At 54.4% G+C, this 14,004-nt stretch carries 28 protein-coding genes; all 28 read right to left on the bottom strand.

What is annotated here, in order from left to right:
• Window positions 1-150 precede the first annotated feature (150 nt).
• A complete protein-coding gene (gene rplQ / locus MARLIPOL_RS18005; protein WP_012139793.1) occupies window positions 151-549 on the bottom strand; it encodes a 50S ribosomal protein L17 in 399 nt (132 codons plus the stop codon).
• Between the two features lie 33 nt (window positions 550-582).
• A complete protein-coding gene (locus tag MARLIPOL_RS18000) occupies window positions 583-1,587 on the bottom strand; it encodes a DNA-directed RNA polymerase subunit alpha (RefSeq protein ID WP_012139792.1) in 1,005 nt (334 codons plus the stop codon).
• A gap of 35 nt (window positions 1,588-1,622) precedes the next feature.
• Entirely contained in the window at window positions 1,623-2,243 is a 621-nt protein-coding gene (rpsD, locus tag MARLIPOL_RS17995) for a 30S ribosomal protein S4 (protein ID WP_012139791.1), read from the bottom strand.
• An 18-nt stretch (window positions 2,244-2,261) separates the two neighbouring features.
• Window positions 2,262-2,651 (bottom strand): 30S ribosomal protein S11, encoded by a 390-nt coding sequence (gene rpsK, locus MARLIPOL_RS17990; RefSeq protein ID WP_007153992.1) that lies wholly within the window; start codon window positions 2,649-2,651, stop codon window positions 2,262-2,264.
• 13 nt (window positions 2,652-2,664) lie between these two features.
• A complete protein-coding gene (gene rpsM, locus MARLIPOL_RS17985) occupies window positions 2,665-3,021 on the bottom strand; it encodes a 30S ribosomal protein S13 (protein WP_012139789.1) in 357 nt (118 codons plus the stop codon).
• Between the two features lie 140 nt (window positions 3,022-3,161).
• Window positions 3,162-3,275, bottom strand: coding sequence for a 50S ribosomal protein L36 (gene rpmJ / locus MARLIPOL_RS18485; RefSeq protein WP_008174902.1), 114 nt, complete (start codon window positions 3,273-3,275; stop codon window positions 3,162-3,164).
• Window positions 3,276-3,305: 30 nt separating this feature from the next.
• On the bottom strand, window positions 3,306-4,628 hold the full coding sequence (gene secY / locus MARLIPOL_RS17980; protein ID WP_012139788.1) for a preprotein translocase subunit SecY: 1,323 nt from the start codon (window positions 4,626-4,628) through the stop codon (window positions 3,306-3,308).
• A gap of 17 nt (window positions 4,629-4,645) precedes the next feature.
• The gene (gene rplO, locus MARLIPOL_RS17975) at window positions 4,646-5,080 is read right to left on the bottom strand and encodes a 50S ribosomal protein L15 (RefSeq protein WP_012139787.1); all 435 of its coding nucleotides are present in this window, start codon (window positions 5,078-5,080) and stop codon (window positions 4,646-4,648) included.
• A gap of 1 nt (window position 5,081) precedes the next feature.
• Window positions 5,082-5,270: a 50S ribosomal protein L30 gene (gene rpmD, locus MARLIPOL_RS17970; protein WP_012139786.1), complete on the bottom strand. Its 189-nt coding sequence runs from the start codon at window positions 5,268-5,270 to the stop codon at window positions 5,082-5,084.
• 4 nt (window positions 5,271-5,274) lie between these two features.
• On the bottom strand, window positions 5,275-5,775 hold the full coding sequence (rpsE, locus tag MARLIPOL_RS17965; protein ID WP_012139784.1) for a 30S ribosomal protein S5: 501 nt from the start codon (window positions 5,773-5,775) through the stop codon (window positions 5,275-5,277).
• 12 nt (window positions 5,776-5,787) lie between these two features.
• Window positions 5,788-6,135, bottom strand: coding sequence for a 50S ribosomal protein L18 (rplR, locus tag MARLIPOL_RS17960; protein ID WP_012139782.1), 348 nt, complete (start codon window positions 6,133-6,135; stop codon window positions 5,788-5,790).
• A gap of 9 nt (window positions 6,136-6,144) precedes the next feature.
• Window positions 6,145-6,678 carry a 50S ribosomal protein L6 gene (gene rplF / locus MARLIPOL_RS17955; protein ID WP_012139781.1) on the bottom strand — a complete coding sequence of 178 codons (534 nt, stop codon included), beginning with the start codon at window positions 6,676-6,678 and terminating at the stop codon, window positions 6,145-6,147.
• A gap of 9 nt (window positions 6,679-6,687) precedes the next feature.
• On the bottom strand, window positions 6,688-7,080 hold the full coding sequence (gene rpsH / locus MARLIPOL_RS17950; RefSeq protein ID WP_012139780.1) for a 30S ribosomal protein S8: 393 nt from the start codon (window positions 7,078-7,080) through the stop codon (window positions 6,688-6,690).
• A 90-nt stretch (window positions 7,081-7,170) separates the two neighbouring features.
• On the bottom strand, window positions 7,171-7,476 hold the full coding sequence (gene rpsN / locus MARLIPOL_RS17945) for a 30S ribosomal protein S14 (RefSeq protein ID WP_012139779.1): 306 nt from the start codon (window positions 7,474-7,476) through the stop codon (window positions 7,171-7,173).
• A gap of 12 nt (window positions 7,477-7,488) precedes the next feature.
• Window positions 7,489-8,028, bottom strand: a complete 540-nt coding sequence (gene rplE, locus MARLIPOL_RS17940; RefSeq protein WP_012139778.1) for a 50S ribosomal protein L5 — start codon at window positions 8,026-8,028, stop codon at window positions 7,489-7,491.
• 15 nt (window positions 8,029-8,043) lie between these two features.
• The gene (gene rplX, locus MARLIPOL_RS17935; protein WP_012139777.1) at window positions 8,044-8,364 is read right to left on the bottom strand and encodes a 50S ribosomal protein L24; all 321 of its coding nucleotides are present in this window, start codon (window positions 8,362-8,364) and stop codon (window positions 8,044-8,046) included.
• A gap of 16 nt (window positions 8,365-8,380) precedes the next feature.
• Window positions 8,381-8,749: a 50S ribosomal protein L14 gene (rplN, locus tag MARLIPOL_RS17930; RefSeq protein ID WP_012139776.1), complete on the bottom strand. Its 369-nt coding sequence runs from the start codon at window positions 8,747-8,749 to the stop codon at window positions 8,381-8,383.
• A gap of 18 nt (window positions 8,750-8,767) precedes the next feature.
• The gene (gene rpsQ / locus MARLIPOL_RS17925) at window positions 8,768-9,034 is read right to left on the bottom strand and encodes a 30S ribosomal protein S17 (protein WP_012139774.1); all 267 of its coding nucleotides are present in this window, start codon (window positions 9,032-9,034) and stop codon (window positions 8,768-8,770) included.
• Window position 9,035: 1 nt separating this feature from the next.
• Window positions 9,036-9,227 (bottom strand): 50S ribosomal protein L29, encoded by a 192-nt coding sequence (gene rpmC, locus MARLIPOL_RS17920; RefSeq protein WP_012139773.1) that lies wholly within the window; start codon window positions 9,225-9,227, stop codon window positions 9,036-9,038.
• Entirely contained in the window at window positions 9,227-9,640 is a 414-nt protein-coding gene (rplP, locus tag MARLIPOL_RS17915) for a 50S ribosomal protein L16 (RefSeq protein WP_008174875.1), read from the bottom strand. Before rplP ends, rpmC begins: the two co-directional genes overlap by 1 nt.
• Before the next feature lie 12 nt (window positions 9,641-9,652).
• The gene (gene rpsC / locus MARLIPOL_RS17910; protein WP_012139772.1) at window positions 9,653-10,336 is read right to left on the bottom strand and encodes a 30S ribosomal protein S3; all 684 of its coding nucleotides are present in this window, start codon (window positions 10,334-10,336) and stop codon (window positions 9,653-9,655) included.
• Between the two features lie 11 nt (window positions 10,337-10,347).
• Window positions 10,348-10,680 carry a 50S ribosomal protein L22 gene (gene rplV, locus MARLIPOL_RS17905; protein ID WP_012139771.1) on the bottom strand — a complete coding sequence of 111 codons (333 nt, stop codon included), beginning with the start codon at window positions 10,678-10,680 and terminating at the stop codon, window positions 10,348-10,350.
• 16 nt (window positions 10,681-10,696) lie between these two features.
• Complete coding sequence (gene rpsS, locus MARLIPOL_RS17900) at window positions 10,697-10,972, bottom strand: 30S ribosomal protein S19 (RefSeq protein WP_012139770.1); 276 nt, start codon at window positions 10,970-10,972, stop codon at window positions 10,697-10,699.
• Between the two features lie 23 nt (window positions 10,973-10,995).
• Window positions 10,996-11,823, bottom strand: coding sequence for a 50S ribosomal protein L2 (gene rplB / locus MARLIPOL_RS17895; RefSeq protein WP_012139769.1), 828 nt, complete (start codon window positions 11,821-11,823; stop codon window positions 10,996-10,998).
• 17 nt (window positions 11,824-11,840) lie between these two features.
• Window positions 11,841-12,134, bottom strand: coding sequence for a 50S ribosomal protein L23 (gene rplW, locus MARLIPOL_RS17890; protein ID WP_012139767.1), 294 nt, complete (start codon window positions 12,132-12,134; stop codon window positions 11,841-11,843).
• Window positions 12,131-12,736, bottom strand: a complete 606-nt coding sequence (gene rplD, locus MARLIPOL_RS17885) for a 50S ribosomal protein L4 (RefSeq protein WP_012139766.1) — start codon at window positions 12,734-12,736, stop codon at window positions 12,131-12,133. Before rplD ends, rplW begins: the two co-directional genes overlap by 4 nt.
• Window positions 12,737-12,747: 11 nt before the next feature.
• Entirely contained in the window at window positions 12,748-13,386 is a 639-nt protein-coding gene (gene rplC, locus MARLIPOL_RS17880) for a 50S ribosomal protein L3 (RefSeq protein ID WP_012139765.1), read from the bottom strand.
• A gap of 74 nt (window positions 13,387-13,460) precedes the next feature.
• Window positions 13,461-13,772, bottom strand: a complete 312-nt coding sequence (gene rpsJ / locus MARLIPOL_RS17875; RefSeq protein ID WP_004580743.1) for a 30S ribosomal protein S10 — start codon at window positions 13,770-13,772, stop codon at window positions 13,461-13,463.
• Between the last annotated feature and the right edge of the window lie 232 nt (window positions 13,773-14,004).

Raw genomic sequence — 14,004 nt, 5'->3', positions numbered from 1 at the left:
GTTCTTTTTCCATAAGAAAAGACATCCCGCCCCAGGCCCAGCCCGCCAATAAGCAGGCCACTCACACGCACTACGGTCCAAGACATTTCTTCAGACCAAAAAAAAGCCGGAGGTATCCCCCCGGCTTTTTTCTGGACAACTCCGAAGAAATTACTCTTCGTTGTCGTCCACCTCTTCCGCTTCGATATCCAGCGGACGGCCAACCAGCTCGACGAATGCCATCGGGGCATTGTCGCCGGCACGGAAGCCGCACTTCAGGATACGAAGGTAACCACCCGGACGCTCGCTATAGCGGGGACCCAGCTCATCAAAGAGCTTGGCAACCGCAGCATCGTTGCGCAGGCGAGAAAACGCCAGACGACGATTCGCGACCGAATCATTCTTGGAGAGCGTGATCAAAGGCTCAGCTACACGACGAAGCTCTTTGGCTTTCGGCAGCGTTGTCTTGATCAGCTCGTGTTCAACCAGTGACGCAGTCATGTTACGGAACATGGCCTTGCGATGCGCACTGGTCCTGCTGAACTTACGACCACTCTTACGATGACGCATTGCTCTTATTCCTTACCTTAAACTAATCGGCGATTAACCGCCCAGTACCCGGTCGTCGCCACGGAGGCTCGCCGGCGGCCAGTTATCAAGACGCATACCCAGTGACAGACCGCGGGACGCGAGTACGTCCTTGATCTCGGTGAGCGACTTTTTACCAAGGTTAGGCGTCTTCAGCAGCTCAACTTCTGTGCGCTGGATCAGATCGCCGATGTAGTAGATGTTCTCAGCCTTCAAGCAGTTCGCTGAACGCACAGTCAATTCCAGATCATCCACCGGACGCAGCAGAATCGGATCAATTTCTTCCTCTTCCTCAACGCGCTCAGGCTCTTTCTCATGATCGAAATCGACAAACACCGCCAGTTGCTGCTGGAGAATGGTTGCCGCCCGGCGAATCGCTTCTTCCGGATCGATAGTACCATTGGTTTCCAGATCAATAACCAGCTTGTCCAGGTCAGTACGCTGCTCTACCCGTGCACTTTCCACGGCATAAGCAACACGACGAACCGGACTGAAAGTCGCATCCAGCTGCAGGCGTCCGATAGCGCGAGTTTCGTCCTCGTCCAGACCCCGCTGATCGGCAGGCTCATAGCCGCGACCACGAGCAACCTTCAGACGCATGTTCACTTCACCCTTTTCACTGAGGTGACAGATCACATGATCCGGGTTAGTGATCTCGACATCATGATCCAGCTTGATATCTCCGGCTGTGACAGCACCCGGGCCTTTCTTGCTGAGTGTAACCTCAGCTTCATCCCGACTGCCCATCTTGACAGCTACGCCCTTGAGATTCAGAAGAATCTCGATGACGTCTTCCTGGACACCCTCGATTGCGCTGTACTCATGCAGAACGCCGTCAATCTGTGCTTCAGTGATCGCACAGCCCGGCATTGAGGACAAGAGTATACGACGCAGTGCGCTGCCCAGGGTATGGCCGAAACCTCTTTCCAGAGGCTCCAGTGTCACCTTGGCACGCGTGGCGCTTGATTCCTTCACGTCAATGGTACGAGGTGTCAATAACTCATGTACTGAACGCTGCATAGACGCCCCTATCTGCTCTCGTTGCTAACTGGGCTTTACTTCGAGTAAAGCTCGACGATGAGGTTCTCGTTGATGTCGGCCGGCAGTTCAGTACGCTCTGGTACTGACTTGTAAACGCCGGACATCTTGCTGGCGTCGACCTCTACCCAGCTCACCGGTGCGCGGCTTGCAGAAAGATCCAGCGCGCCTTTAACGCGGAGCTGGTTTTTTGCCTTTTCACGCACGCTCACAACATCACCCGGCTTGACCTGGTAGGAAGGAATGTTCACTACCTTGTCGTTGACCAGGATCGCTTTGTGAGAAACGAGCTGACGGGATTCAGCACGGGTAGAACCAAAACCCATGCGATATACAACGTTGTCGAGACGCCCTTCCAGCAGTTGCAGCAGGTTTTCACCCGTTGCACCTTTGATGCGGGCCGCCTCTTTGTAGTAGTTACGGAACTGCTTCTCGAGCACACCGTAAATACGACGGACTTTCTGTTTTTCACGAAGCTGTACGCCGTACTCGGACAGACGACCGCGACGCGCGCCGTGCATACCCGGCGGAGTCTCGATGTTGCACTTGGAATCGAGCGCGCGAACACCGCTCTTCAGAAAAAGATCTGTCCCTTCACGACGAGACAGCTTGCACTTAGGGCCTATATAACGAGCCATTTTTCACTGTCTCCTGTGTTAGACGCGGCGCTTTTTGGGCGGACGACAACCGTTATGGGGAATCGGCGTCACATCAGTGATGTTAGTGATCTTGTAGCCACACGCATTAAGCGCGCGAACTGCGGATTCACGTCCGGGCCCAGGACCCTTAACCTCTACGTCCAGGTTTTTAAGGCCGTATTCAGCAGCCGCATTACCGGCTCTTTCAGCTGCTACCTGCGCAGCAAAAGGTGTACTCTTGCGTGACCCACGGAAACCGGAACCACCAGAGGTAGCCCAGGACAGGACGTTGCCCTGACGGTCAGAAATGGTCACGATAGTGTTGTTGAAGGACGCGTGAATGTGCGCGACGCCATCAACAACCGTCTTTTTCACCTTTTTACGGGTACGTGTACCTGGCTTTGCCATGTTTGCCTACCTGTTACTTACGAATAGGTTTGCGAGGACCTTTACGGGTGCGGGCGTTGGTCTTGGTGCGCTGGCCACGGACCGGAAGGCCATGACGATGACGCAGACCACGGTGACATCCGAGATCCTTCAAACGCTTGATGTTCATCTGTACTTCACGACGCAGATCGCCTTCGACAGACACCTTGCCCACTTCGGTACGAAGCGATTCAAGTTGCTCGTCGGACAGGTCTTTGACCTTGACGTCCGGCTTAACGCCGGTTGCATCGCAAAGCTTTTGGGCTGTTGTCTTGCCAACACCGAAGATGTAGGTCAGCGAGATAACAGCATGTTTGTTATCGGGTATATTGACACCGGCTATACGTGCCATCCAAATTACTCCGCGTTCAAAGCTTTGCTGTGTGAATTTTCCGCCACAAAAAGGGCGCGAAATGATAGCGCCTGACCCTGTTCAGAGTCAAGCGCTATCATTCCGAAACCCTGCAATGTCAGGAAGGCTTCCCGAAGGAATCAGCCCTGGCGCTGCTTGTGACGAGGCTCCGAGCAAATGACTCGTACCGAGCCATTGCGACGAATTACTTTGCAGTTACGGCAAATTTTCTTTACCGAAGCGCGTACTTTCATTGTCGACTCCAGTTTTCAAGGGGAACGGTTTTAACCGTTCCGACCATAGCCCTTGAGATTGGACTTCTTCATCAGCGATTCATACTGATGAGACATCAGGTGCGACTGAACCTGCGCCATGAAATCCATCACCACGACTACAACAATCAGCAGTGACGTACCACCCAGATAGAACGGTACATTCCCGGCCACCATCAGAAACTGAGGGAACAGGGAAACTGCTGCAATGTACATTGCACCGAACAGAGTCAGCCGGGTCAGAACGCCATCAATATACTTGGCCGTCTGATCACCGGGACGAATGCCCGGAATAAACGCTCCAGAGCGCTTGAGGTTATCCGCAACTTCTTTCGGGTTATACATCAACGCTGTGTAGAAGAAGCAGAAGAAAACCACTGCTGCCGCAAACAGGATGATGTACAGCGGCTGGCTTGGCGCCAGCGCCTGGGAGACATCACTCAACCACTCCATGCCCTCGCCTTGACCAAACCACTGCCCCAGGGACGCCGGGAACAACAGGATGGAGGAGGCAAAGATGGGCGGAATAACACCGGCCATATTGACCTTCAGCGGCAGATGGCTGGACTGCTGGGCGAAAACCCGGCGGCCCTGCTGGCGCTTGGCGTAGTTAATGGTCAGACGACGCTGACCACGCTCCATGAACACCACGAAGCCAACCACGGCAATAGCCAACACACCAATACCCAGAACAACGAGAAGACTCATCTCACCATTCCGGGCCTGCGACAGAGTCTGACCGATAGCACCGGGCAAGCCAGCAACGATACCCGCGAAAATAAGCAGGGATATACCGTTACCGACACCACGCTCGGTGATCTGCTCACCCAGCCACATCATGAAGACAGCACCACTGACGAAGGAAACAACCGCCACAAAGTGGAAGCTGAAACTGTCGTTAAAGGTGACGCCCTGAGATGCCAGACCGACAGAAATACCAAAGCCCTGAACCAGGGCCAGGATAACCGTACCATACCGCGTGTACTGACTGATCTTACGACGACCAGCCTCACCCTCTTTCTTCAGCTGCTCAAGCTGCGGACTGACCGCAGTCATGAGCTGCATGATGATCGAGGCAGAGATGTACGGCATGATACCGAGTGCGAAGATACTCATGCGCTCAAGCGCACCACCGGAAAACATGTTGAACAGGCTCAGGATTGTGCCCTGATTCTGATCGAACAATGCTGCCAGGCGATCAGGGTTAATACCCGGCACCGGGATATGGGCACCGATCCGGTACACCAACAATGCCAGGAAGACAAACCAGAGCCGCGATCGCAGCTCCGCCAGTCCTTTTCCCGCGCCCGCAGGCAATGATGCTGTCTTGGCCATTTAGTCCTCGACTCGCCTTAGTCTTCGACTTTTCCACCCGCGGCAGTAATCGCCTCGCGCGCGCCCTTGGTCACTCGCAGACCTTTGACAGTTACCGCCCGGCTCAGTTCGCCGGAGAGGATAACCTTGGCTTCGCGAATTTCTTCACGAACAATGTCTGCTTTCTTGAGTGCTTCGAGGTCAACTACGTCACCCTCTACCTTCGCCAGTTCGTTCAGGCGAATCTCAGCCACATAACGCTGCTGACGAGAAGTAAAACCAAACTTCGGCAGACGGCGGGCCAACGGCTGCTGACCACCCTCGAAACCAGGAGCAACGCTACCACCGGAACGGGATTTCAAACCCTTGTGACCACGGCCACCGGTTTTACCGAGACCGCTACCGATACCGCGACCTACGCGCTTGGCTGCAGGACGTGAACCGGGATCCGGACTAAGCTCGTTCAGACGCATCTTAGTTCTCCTCAACCCGAACCAGGTAATCAACCCGGTTGATCATGCCGCGAATGGAAGGTGTATCTTCCACTTCCACGGTGTGACCGATTTTACGAAGACCCAGGCCCTTGACGCACAGCTTGTGCTTGGGCTGGCAGCCGATTGGGCTGCGGGTCAGTGTAACTTTGATCGTTTTTGCGTTCGCCATGACTTCAACCCAGAATCTCTTCCACGGTTTTACCGCGCTTGGCTGCAATATCCTCAGGCGCCTGTGTCGCCTGGAGACCCTTGATGGTGGAACGTACCACGTTCACCGGGTTGGTAGACCCGTAACACTTGGACAGTACGTTCTGAACACCGGCAACTTCCAGTACCGCACGCATCGCACCACCGGCGATGATTCCAGTACCTTCAGACGCAGGCTGCATGTAGACCTTGGAGCCCCCATGCTGAGCCTTGACCGCATATTGCAGAGTGGTGCCGTCCAGCGGAACCTCTACCATGTTTTTACGTGCAGCTTCCATGGCCTTTTGAATAGCGACCGGCACTTCACGCGCCTTGCCACGACCAAAACCAACGCGACCTTTACCATCACCCACTACAGTCAGTGCGGTGAAGGCGAATATACGGCCACCTTTAACAACCTTGGCGACACGATTAACCTGGACCAGCTTCTCCTGGAGCTCAGGCGCCTTCTGTTCGTTAACGCTCATCTTCTCCACCTCTTAGAATTGCAAGCCAGCTTCACGGGCTGCGTCGGCCAGAGCCTGAACGCGGCCGTGATAACGGTAACCGGAGCGGTCAAAAGCGACGCTCTCTACACCTGCTGCCTTGGCGCGCTCAGCAATCAACTGACCGACCTTTTTGGCAGCTTCCACGTTACCGGTTGCACCCTGGCGCAGTTCCTTATCCAACGTGGAGGCAGTGGCAATAACTTTGCTGCCATCTGCAGTTGTAACCTGGGCATACATGTGACGCGGCGTGCGGTGAACACACAGGCGGTCAGTACCCAGCTTACGGATCTTCATGCGCACTTTGCGTGCGCGACGCAATCTTTCGTTATTCGCGCTCATAGTCCCGCCTTATTTCTTCTTGGCTTCTTTGCGTCTGACCTGCTCATCCGCATAACGCACACCCTTGCCTTTGTAAGGCTCTGGCGGACGGAATGCGCGGACTTCTGCAGCGACCTGGCCAACCTGTTGCTTGTCGATTCCGCGAATCACAACTTCCGTATTAGACGGAGTTTCAGCGGTAATCCCCTCGGGCAGCTCATACTCAACCGGGTGAGAAAACCCCAGCGTCAGGTTGAGCTTCTTACCTTGCGCCTGGGCACGGTAACCTACACCCGTCAGCGCGAGCTTACGCTCCCAGCCTGTGGATACACCGGTCACCATATTGTTGACCAGTGCACGGGTAGTACCAGCAAGAGCGCGGGACTGTTTTGCACCATCGCGGGCCGCAAAGCGAAGAACACCTTCTTCCTGCTTTACTTCTACCGCCTGGTGAATGGTGAACTGAAGCGCTCCCTTGGAACCCTTCACATTGATTTCCTGTCCGTTCAGCTTAACCTCAACACCGGAAGGCAGCACGACAGGATTATTGGCAACCCTGGACATGTGGTTCTCCTAGAATACGGTGCAGATGACTTCGCCACCCACGCCAGCAGCACGTGCGGCGCGGTCTGTCATAACGCCCTTGGACGTTGAGACAATCGCGACTCCCAGACCACCGGATACTTTCGGCAGTTCCCCAGCGCCTTTGTACTGGCGCAGACTCGGACGGCTGACCCGTTTGATCTCTTCAATAACCGGCTTGCCGCCGAAATACTTCAGAGTAATCGTCAGCTCGGGCTTCGCGTCGGCTGAAACGGAAAAATCGTCAACGTAACCCTCGTCCTTCAGGACCTGGGCCACGGAGATCTTCATCTTTGAAGACGGCATGGCCACATCGGCCTTCTGTGCCATCTGTGCATTACGAATACGTGTAAACATATCCGCAAGCGTATCTTGCATACTCATTGGTATGAGGCTCCTGATCTTTTTAGTTGTGCAGCGGCTTGCCGCACCGCTTACCAACGGGCACCTGACCAAACGGCCAGGGTGCCTGTCTTACCAGCTTGCCTTGGTCAGACCCGGAACGTCACCGCGCATGCCGTATTCACGGAGTTTGATCCGTGAAAGCTCGAACTTGCGCAGAACGCCGTGGGGGCGACCAGTCACCTGGCAACGATTACGAAGACGTGACGGGCTGGCATCACGAGGAAGCTGTTGCAGCTTCATCTGTGCGTCCCAACGCTCTTCATCGCTGGTATTCGGGTTCTTGATAATCGCCTTGAGCTCGGCACGCTTCGCTGCAAACTTCGCAACGGTTTTTTCGCGCTTGAGCTCACGGTTCTTCATGGAAACCTTAGCCATTACACTCGTTCCTTATTTCTTGAACGGAAAGCCAAAGGCTTTCAACAGTTCGCGACCTTCGTCGTCGGTACCGGCAGTGGTGGTAATGGTGATGTCCAGACCACGGATCTTGTCGACTTTGTCGTACTCGATCTCAGGGAAAATGATCTGCTCACGCACACCCATGCTGTAGTTACCGCGACCGTCGAACGACTTGGGATTCAGACCACGGAAGTCACGAACGCGGGGAACCGCGATGTGAACCAGGCGATCAAAGAAGTCCCACATACGCTCGCCACGCAGGGTAACCTTACAACCGATAGGCCAACCTTCACGGATTTTGAAGCCCGCGACGGATTTACGTGCCTTGGTGACAACCACTTTCTGACCTGCCAGGCGCTCAAGATCCGCCACGGCATTCTCAATCAGCTTCTTGTCACCAACCGCTTCGCCGACACCCATGTTCAGGGTGATCTTCTCGATACGCGGCACCTGCATAATGTTCTTGTAGCCGAACTCTTTCTGCAGGGCGGGTACCACTTCCTTACTGTACTGCTCTTTCATGTTAAGCATCGTAACCACCACCGCTTACTGGTTATCGACAGCTTCGTTCGTGGACTTGAAGATCCGCACTTTAGCGCCGTCTTCCTTGATCTGGAAGCCTACGCGATCGGCTTTGCCGGTCTGCGGATTAAAAATAGCCACGTTGGAAGCCTGGATAGGTGCTTCTTTTTCGACGATGCCACCTGGGGTGCCCAGCATCGGGTTCGGCTTAGTGTGCTTCTTCATCATGTTGATGCCAGAAACAATTACTCGGCCATCGTCCTGAACCTTCAGGACTTTACCACGTTTGCCTTTATCTTTCCCCGTGGTGACGATTACTTCGTCATCTCGTTTGATCTTTTTCATAACCGGCCTCTGGTCCTTAAAGTACTTCGGGTGCCAGTGAGATAATTTTCATGAACTTTTCATTACGCAGTTCACGGGTAACCGGTCCGAAGATACGGGTACCAATCGGTGCGTCCTGATTGTTCAGAAGTACTGCCGCGTTTCCGTCGAAACGGATAAGCGACCCGTCGGGACGACGTACACCCTTGCGGGTACGTACAACGACAGCTTTCAGGACCTGGCCTTTCTTCACTTTACCGCGGGGGATGGCTTCCTTGACGGTCACCTTGATGACATCCCCTACGCTGGCATAACGCCTGTGTGAACCGCCCAGGACCTTGATGCACATCACCTGACGCGCACCGCTGTTATCCGCGACTTCAAGCATTGTTTGAGTCTGAATCATGGTTGTTCTCCGGGCGAGTTACACCTTGGATGCACGTTCGGTGACTTCCACCAGGGCCCAGCTCTTGGTCTTGGAGACCGGACGGGTTTCCTGAATGGTCACAGTGTCACCGACATTGCACTGATTGCTCTCATCATGAGCGTGAATCTTGGTTGAGCGCTTCATGTACTTACCGTACAGCGGGTGTTTCACCTGGCGCTCCACCAAGACCACGATGGACTTTTCCATCTTGTTGCTCACGACCTTGCCGCTCAGAGTTCTGGCAGTTTGGGTAGCTTCGGTCATGTCACTGTCCTGCCTTTTCATTCAATACTGTTTTCACGCGAGCAATGTCGCGCTTCACATTGCCGAGAAGGTGAGACTGATTCAGCTGACCTGTCGCCTTACGCATGCGCAGGTTGAACTGCTCCTTCAGGAGGTCGATCAGCTCGTTGTTCAGCTCCTCGACTGACTTATCACGCAGCTCTGTTGCTTTCATCACATCACCGTCCTCGTTACAAAGGTGGTCTGTACCGGCAATTTGGCCGCAGCAAGAGTGAATGCGTCACGAGCGATTTCCTCGGAAACACCTTCCATCTCATACAGCATCCGGCCCGGCTGAATCTCAGCCACCCAATACTCGACAGAACCCTTACCTTTACCCATTCGAACTTCAAGCGGCTTACCAGTGATCGGCTTGTCCGGGAATACCCGGATCCAGATCTTACCGCCCCGCTTGATACGACGAGTCATGGTACGACGCGCCGCCTCAATCTGGCGCGCAGTTATACGCCCACGGCTGGTCGCCTTCAATCCGTATTCACCGAAGCTCACCTTGTTAGCGCGGTGCGCGAGACCGGTGTTACGGCCTTTCATTACCTTGCGAAATTTGGTGCGTTTTGGTTGCAGCATTAGAGTGCCCCTTTACTTAGAACCTTTCTTCCCAGAGGCTTTCTTGTCAGCACGGACCTGCTCCATACCACCAAGAATCTCACCTTTGAAGATCCATACCTTGACGCCGATTACGCCGTAAGTGGTATGCGCTTCGTAGGTTGCGTAATCAATATCTGCACGCAGAGTGTGCAGAGGTACACGACCTTCGCGATACCACTCGGAACGCGCAATTTCAGCACCCCCGAGACGACCGCCTACCTGAATCTTGATACCCTTGGCTCCCTGACGCATGGCGTTCTGTACCGCACGCTTCATAGCGCGACGGAACATCACACGACGCTCCAGCTGGCCGGCAACGTTTTGCGCTACCAGGCGGGCATCCAGGTCCGGCTTGCGGACTTCTTCGATGTTGATGTGCACAGGCACACCCATCATGCCGCTGACTTCGCGACGCAGACGATCAACATCTTCACCCTTCTTACCGATAACAATACCGGGACGGGCAGTATGGATCGTGATACGGGCGTTCTGAGCAGGGCGCTCGATCACAATCTTGCTGACAGACGCCTTAACCAGACGCTTGTCAAGGAATTCACGAACCTGGATATCGTTCAACAGGTTGTTCGCATATTCCTGCTTTTCGGCATACCACACTGAGTTGTGCTCTTTGATCACACCCAGGCGAATGCCGGTTGGATTTACTTTATGACCCATCTGAGCATCTCCTACTTGTCGGCGACCTTGACGGTGATATGGCAGGTGCGCTTGAAAATCCGGTCAGCGCGCCCCTTGGCTCGAGCTTTGATTCGCTTGAGCGTCGGACCCTCATCCACCATAACGGTGGAAACCCGCAGATCATCTACGTCCAGACCTTCGTTGTGCTCAGCATTGGCAATGGCGGATTCAAGAGCTTTCTTGATCACAACCGCTGCCTTTTTCGGGCTGAAAGTCAGAATGTTCAGGGCATCCTCAACAGCTTTGCCGCGTACCTGGTCAGCGACAAGACGTGCTTTCTGAGCTGAGAGGTTAGCGCCCTTGTACTTGGCTGCTACTTCCATTTCTATTCCCTCACAATCAGCGTTTAGCTTTCTTGTCGGCCGCATGACCACGATAAGTACGCGTTGCCGCGAACTCACCCAGCTTATGACCGACCATATCTTCGGTGACATAAACCGGCACGTGTTGCTTGCCGTTGTGGACTGCAATGGTCAAGCCTACGAACTCTGGGAAGATCGTAGAACGACGGGACCAGGTCTTGATCGGTCGCTTGTCGTTCGCTTCCAGAGCTGCCTCGACCTTCTTCAACAGATGCAGGTCTATAAAAGGACCTTTCTTTAAAGAACGTGGCACAGCAATTACCTCTATGTAGTCGTTTACTTGGCCGAACGACGACGTACTATCATCTTGTCAGTACGCTTGTTCTTACGAGTCTTATGCCCTTTGGTCGGAACACCCCACGGAGTAACCGGGTGACGCCCGCCAGAGGTACGCCCTTCACCACCACCATGTGGGTGGTCAACTGGGTTCATAGCAACACCACGTACTGTTGGCCGTTTGCCGCGCCAACGTGATGCACCCGCTTTACCAAGCTGCTTGAGGCTGTGCTCGCTGTTGGACACTTCACCCAACGTTGCGCGACAGTCAACAAGCACCTTTCGCATTTCACCTGAGCGCAGGCGGATGGTGGCATATGCACCTTCACGCGCTACCAGCTGTACGGATGCGCCCGCGGAGCGAGCCAGCTGAGCACCTTTGCCAGGCTTGAGTTCGACGCAGTGGATTACGGAACCGACCGGAATGTTCCGGAGCGGAAGCGTACTGCCCACCTTGATCGGCGCGTCGATACCGGAACGCACAGGGTCTCCAATCTGCATGCCTTTGGGAGCGATGATGTAACGACGCTCGCCATCGGCGTACTTCAGGAGCGCGATGTGCGCTGAGCGGTTCGGATCATACTCGAGGCGCTCAATAGTCGCCGGAATACCATCTTTGGTCCGCTTGAAGTCAATGACGCGGTAGTGCTGCTTGTGGCCACCACCAACGTGACGGGTAGTGATGCGACCAAAATGGTTACGACCACCCGATTTACTCTTAGTTTCTACCAACGGCTCGTAAGGGCGCCCTTTGTGCAGATCAGGGTTGTAGAGCTTTACAACGTGACGGCGGCCGGCAGATGTTGGCTTGGTTTTGACGATCGGCATATTACGACCCCTTTACCTTATTCCACATCCAGAAAATCGATGTCCTGACCTTCCGCAAGCTTTACATAAGCCTTACGCAGATCATTACGCTTGCCGAAACCGCGGATGGTACGCTTGAGCTTACCCTTACGGTTCAGAACCTGAACACCTTCGACGGTGACGTTGAACAGTTGCTCAACGGCTTTTTTGATCTCGGGCTTGGTGGCATCAGGTGCTACACGGAACACAACCTGACCACGCTCTGCTGCCAGAGACGCTTTCTCTGATACGTGCGGTCCCAGAAGAACCTTGTAAATACGTTCCTGATTCATCCCAGCATCTCCTCGATCTTCTTAAGAGCGGGAACAGTCACAACGACTTTCTCGAAGGCAACCAGGCTAACCGGGTCCAGGCCGGCAACGTCACGCACATCAACGTGCGGAATGTTACGGGCGGCCAGGTGCAGATTCTGCTCAACATTGTCGGACAAAATCAGGGCGTTATTCACACCGAGATCCTTCAGCTTGGCATTGAAAGCCTTGGTCTTCGGGGTGTCGACATTCATGTCGTCAACCACAACCAGGCGTTCCTGGCGAACCAGCTCGGAAAAAATGGAGCGCATCGCTGCGCGGTACATTTTACGGTTAACCTTCTGCTCAAAGTCACGAGGCTTGGCAGCAAAGGTCACACCACCGGAGCGCCAGATCGGGCTGCGGATTGTACCTGCGCGGGCACGACCAGTGCCCTTCTGACGCCAGGGCTTCTTACCACCACCACTGACTTCTGAACGCGTCTTCTGAGCCTTGGTGCCCTGACGGCCGGCTGCCATATAAGCAGTAACCACCTGGTGAACCAGCGACTCGTTAAAATCTTTGGCGAATGCGACGTCGGAAACAGAGATTCCCTTGCCGCTACCTGTAATAGTCAATTCCATCGAACCGCTCCTCAGGCTTTAACTGCAGGCTTGATGACAACGTTGCCGCCGGTCGCACCGGGAACGGCACCACTTACCAGCAGCAGGTTGCGCTCGGCGTCGACACGGACGATCTTCAGGTTCTGCACAGTGACCTGCGCATTCCCCATCTGGCCCGCCATCTTTTTGCCCTTGAATACCTTGCCCGGAGTCTGGTTCTGACCAATGGAACCCGGAGCACGATGAGACAGTGAGTTACCGTGAGTCGCGTCCTGCATGGAGAAGTTCCAGCGCTTAACACCGCCCTGAAAACCTTTACCCTTGGACTGACCAGTGGCATCAACAACCTGACCGTCTTCGAAGACAGAAGCAGTGATCTCGCCGCCGGCCACAAGGTCTTCACCTTCGCCATCGGCCAGACGGAACTCCCACATACCGCGACCAGCTTCAACACCGGCTTTGGCATAATGGCCTGCTTCGCTCTTGGTCACACGAGAGGAACGACGAGTACCGACGGTAACCTGAACCGCGCGATAACCATCGCTTTCAAGAGTTTTGAGCTGGGTAATGCGGTTGGGTTCAACCTCAATTACCGTCACGGGCAGAGCCTGCCCATCTTCCGTAAAAATACGGGTCATACCGGCCTTACGACCGACAATACCAATTGCCATGTTTCACCTCTTAAGTGTACGGGGCTCTCACCCTCTATGGCCTTATGACAGTTACACAGACTAACCCGTAGGGTTTAGCCGAGGCTGATCTGAACGTCTACACCTGCTGCCAGGTCCAACTTCATCAAAGCATCTACTGTCTTTTCCGTCGGCTCAACAATGTCGAGCAAACGCTTATGAGTACGAATTTCATACTGATCGCGCGCGTCTTTGTTGACGTGCGGAGAAATCAGCACTGTGTACTTTTCCTTCCGCGTCGGCAGAGGGATTGGCCCACGCACCTGAGCGCCGGTCCGCTTAGCGGTATCGACAATCTCCTGCGTGGACTGGTCGATCAGGCGATAATCAAACGCCTTCAACCGGATTCGAATTTTTTGGCTTTGCATGATGCACCAAACTCCACTCGTAGCAGCTACTTGTTTAGCCGACCTTCAAAAAAAGGAGCCGCATTGTATGCATAATACCCAACCGTGTCAACTGCAATGCAGACTGACACGATCAGGCATCAATTAGCGGCTGAAACAGAAAAAGGGGCTGAAGTTTCAGCCCCTTTTTCCTGGATCAATCGAGCGAATTACTCGATGATCTTGGCGACTACGCCGGCACCAACGGTACGGC

Origin of the sequence: Marinobacter lipolyticus SM19 (genome assembly GCF_000397065.2) — a bacterium.
Classification (GTDB): domain Bacteria; phylum Pseudomonadota; class Gammaproteobacteria; order Pseudomonadales; family Oleiphilaceae; genus Marinobacter; species Marinobacter lipolyticus.
This window is presented reverse-complemented; position numbering and strand designations above follow the sequence as displayed.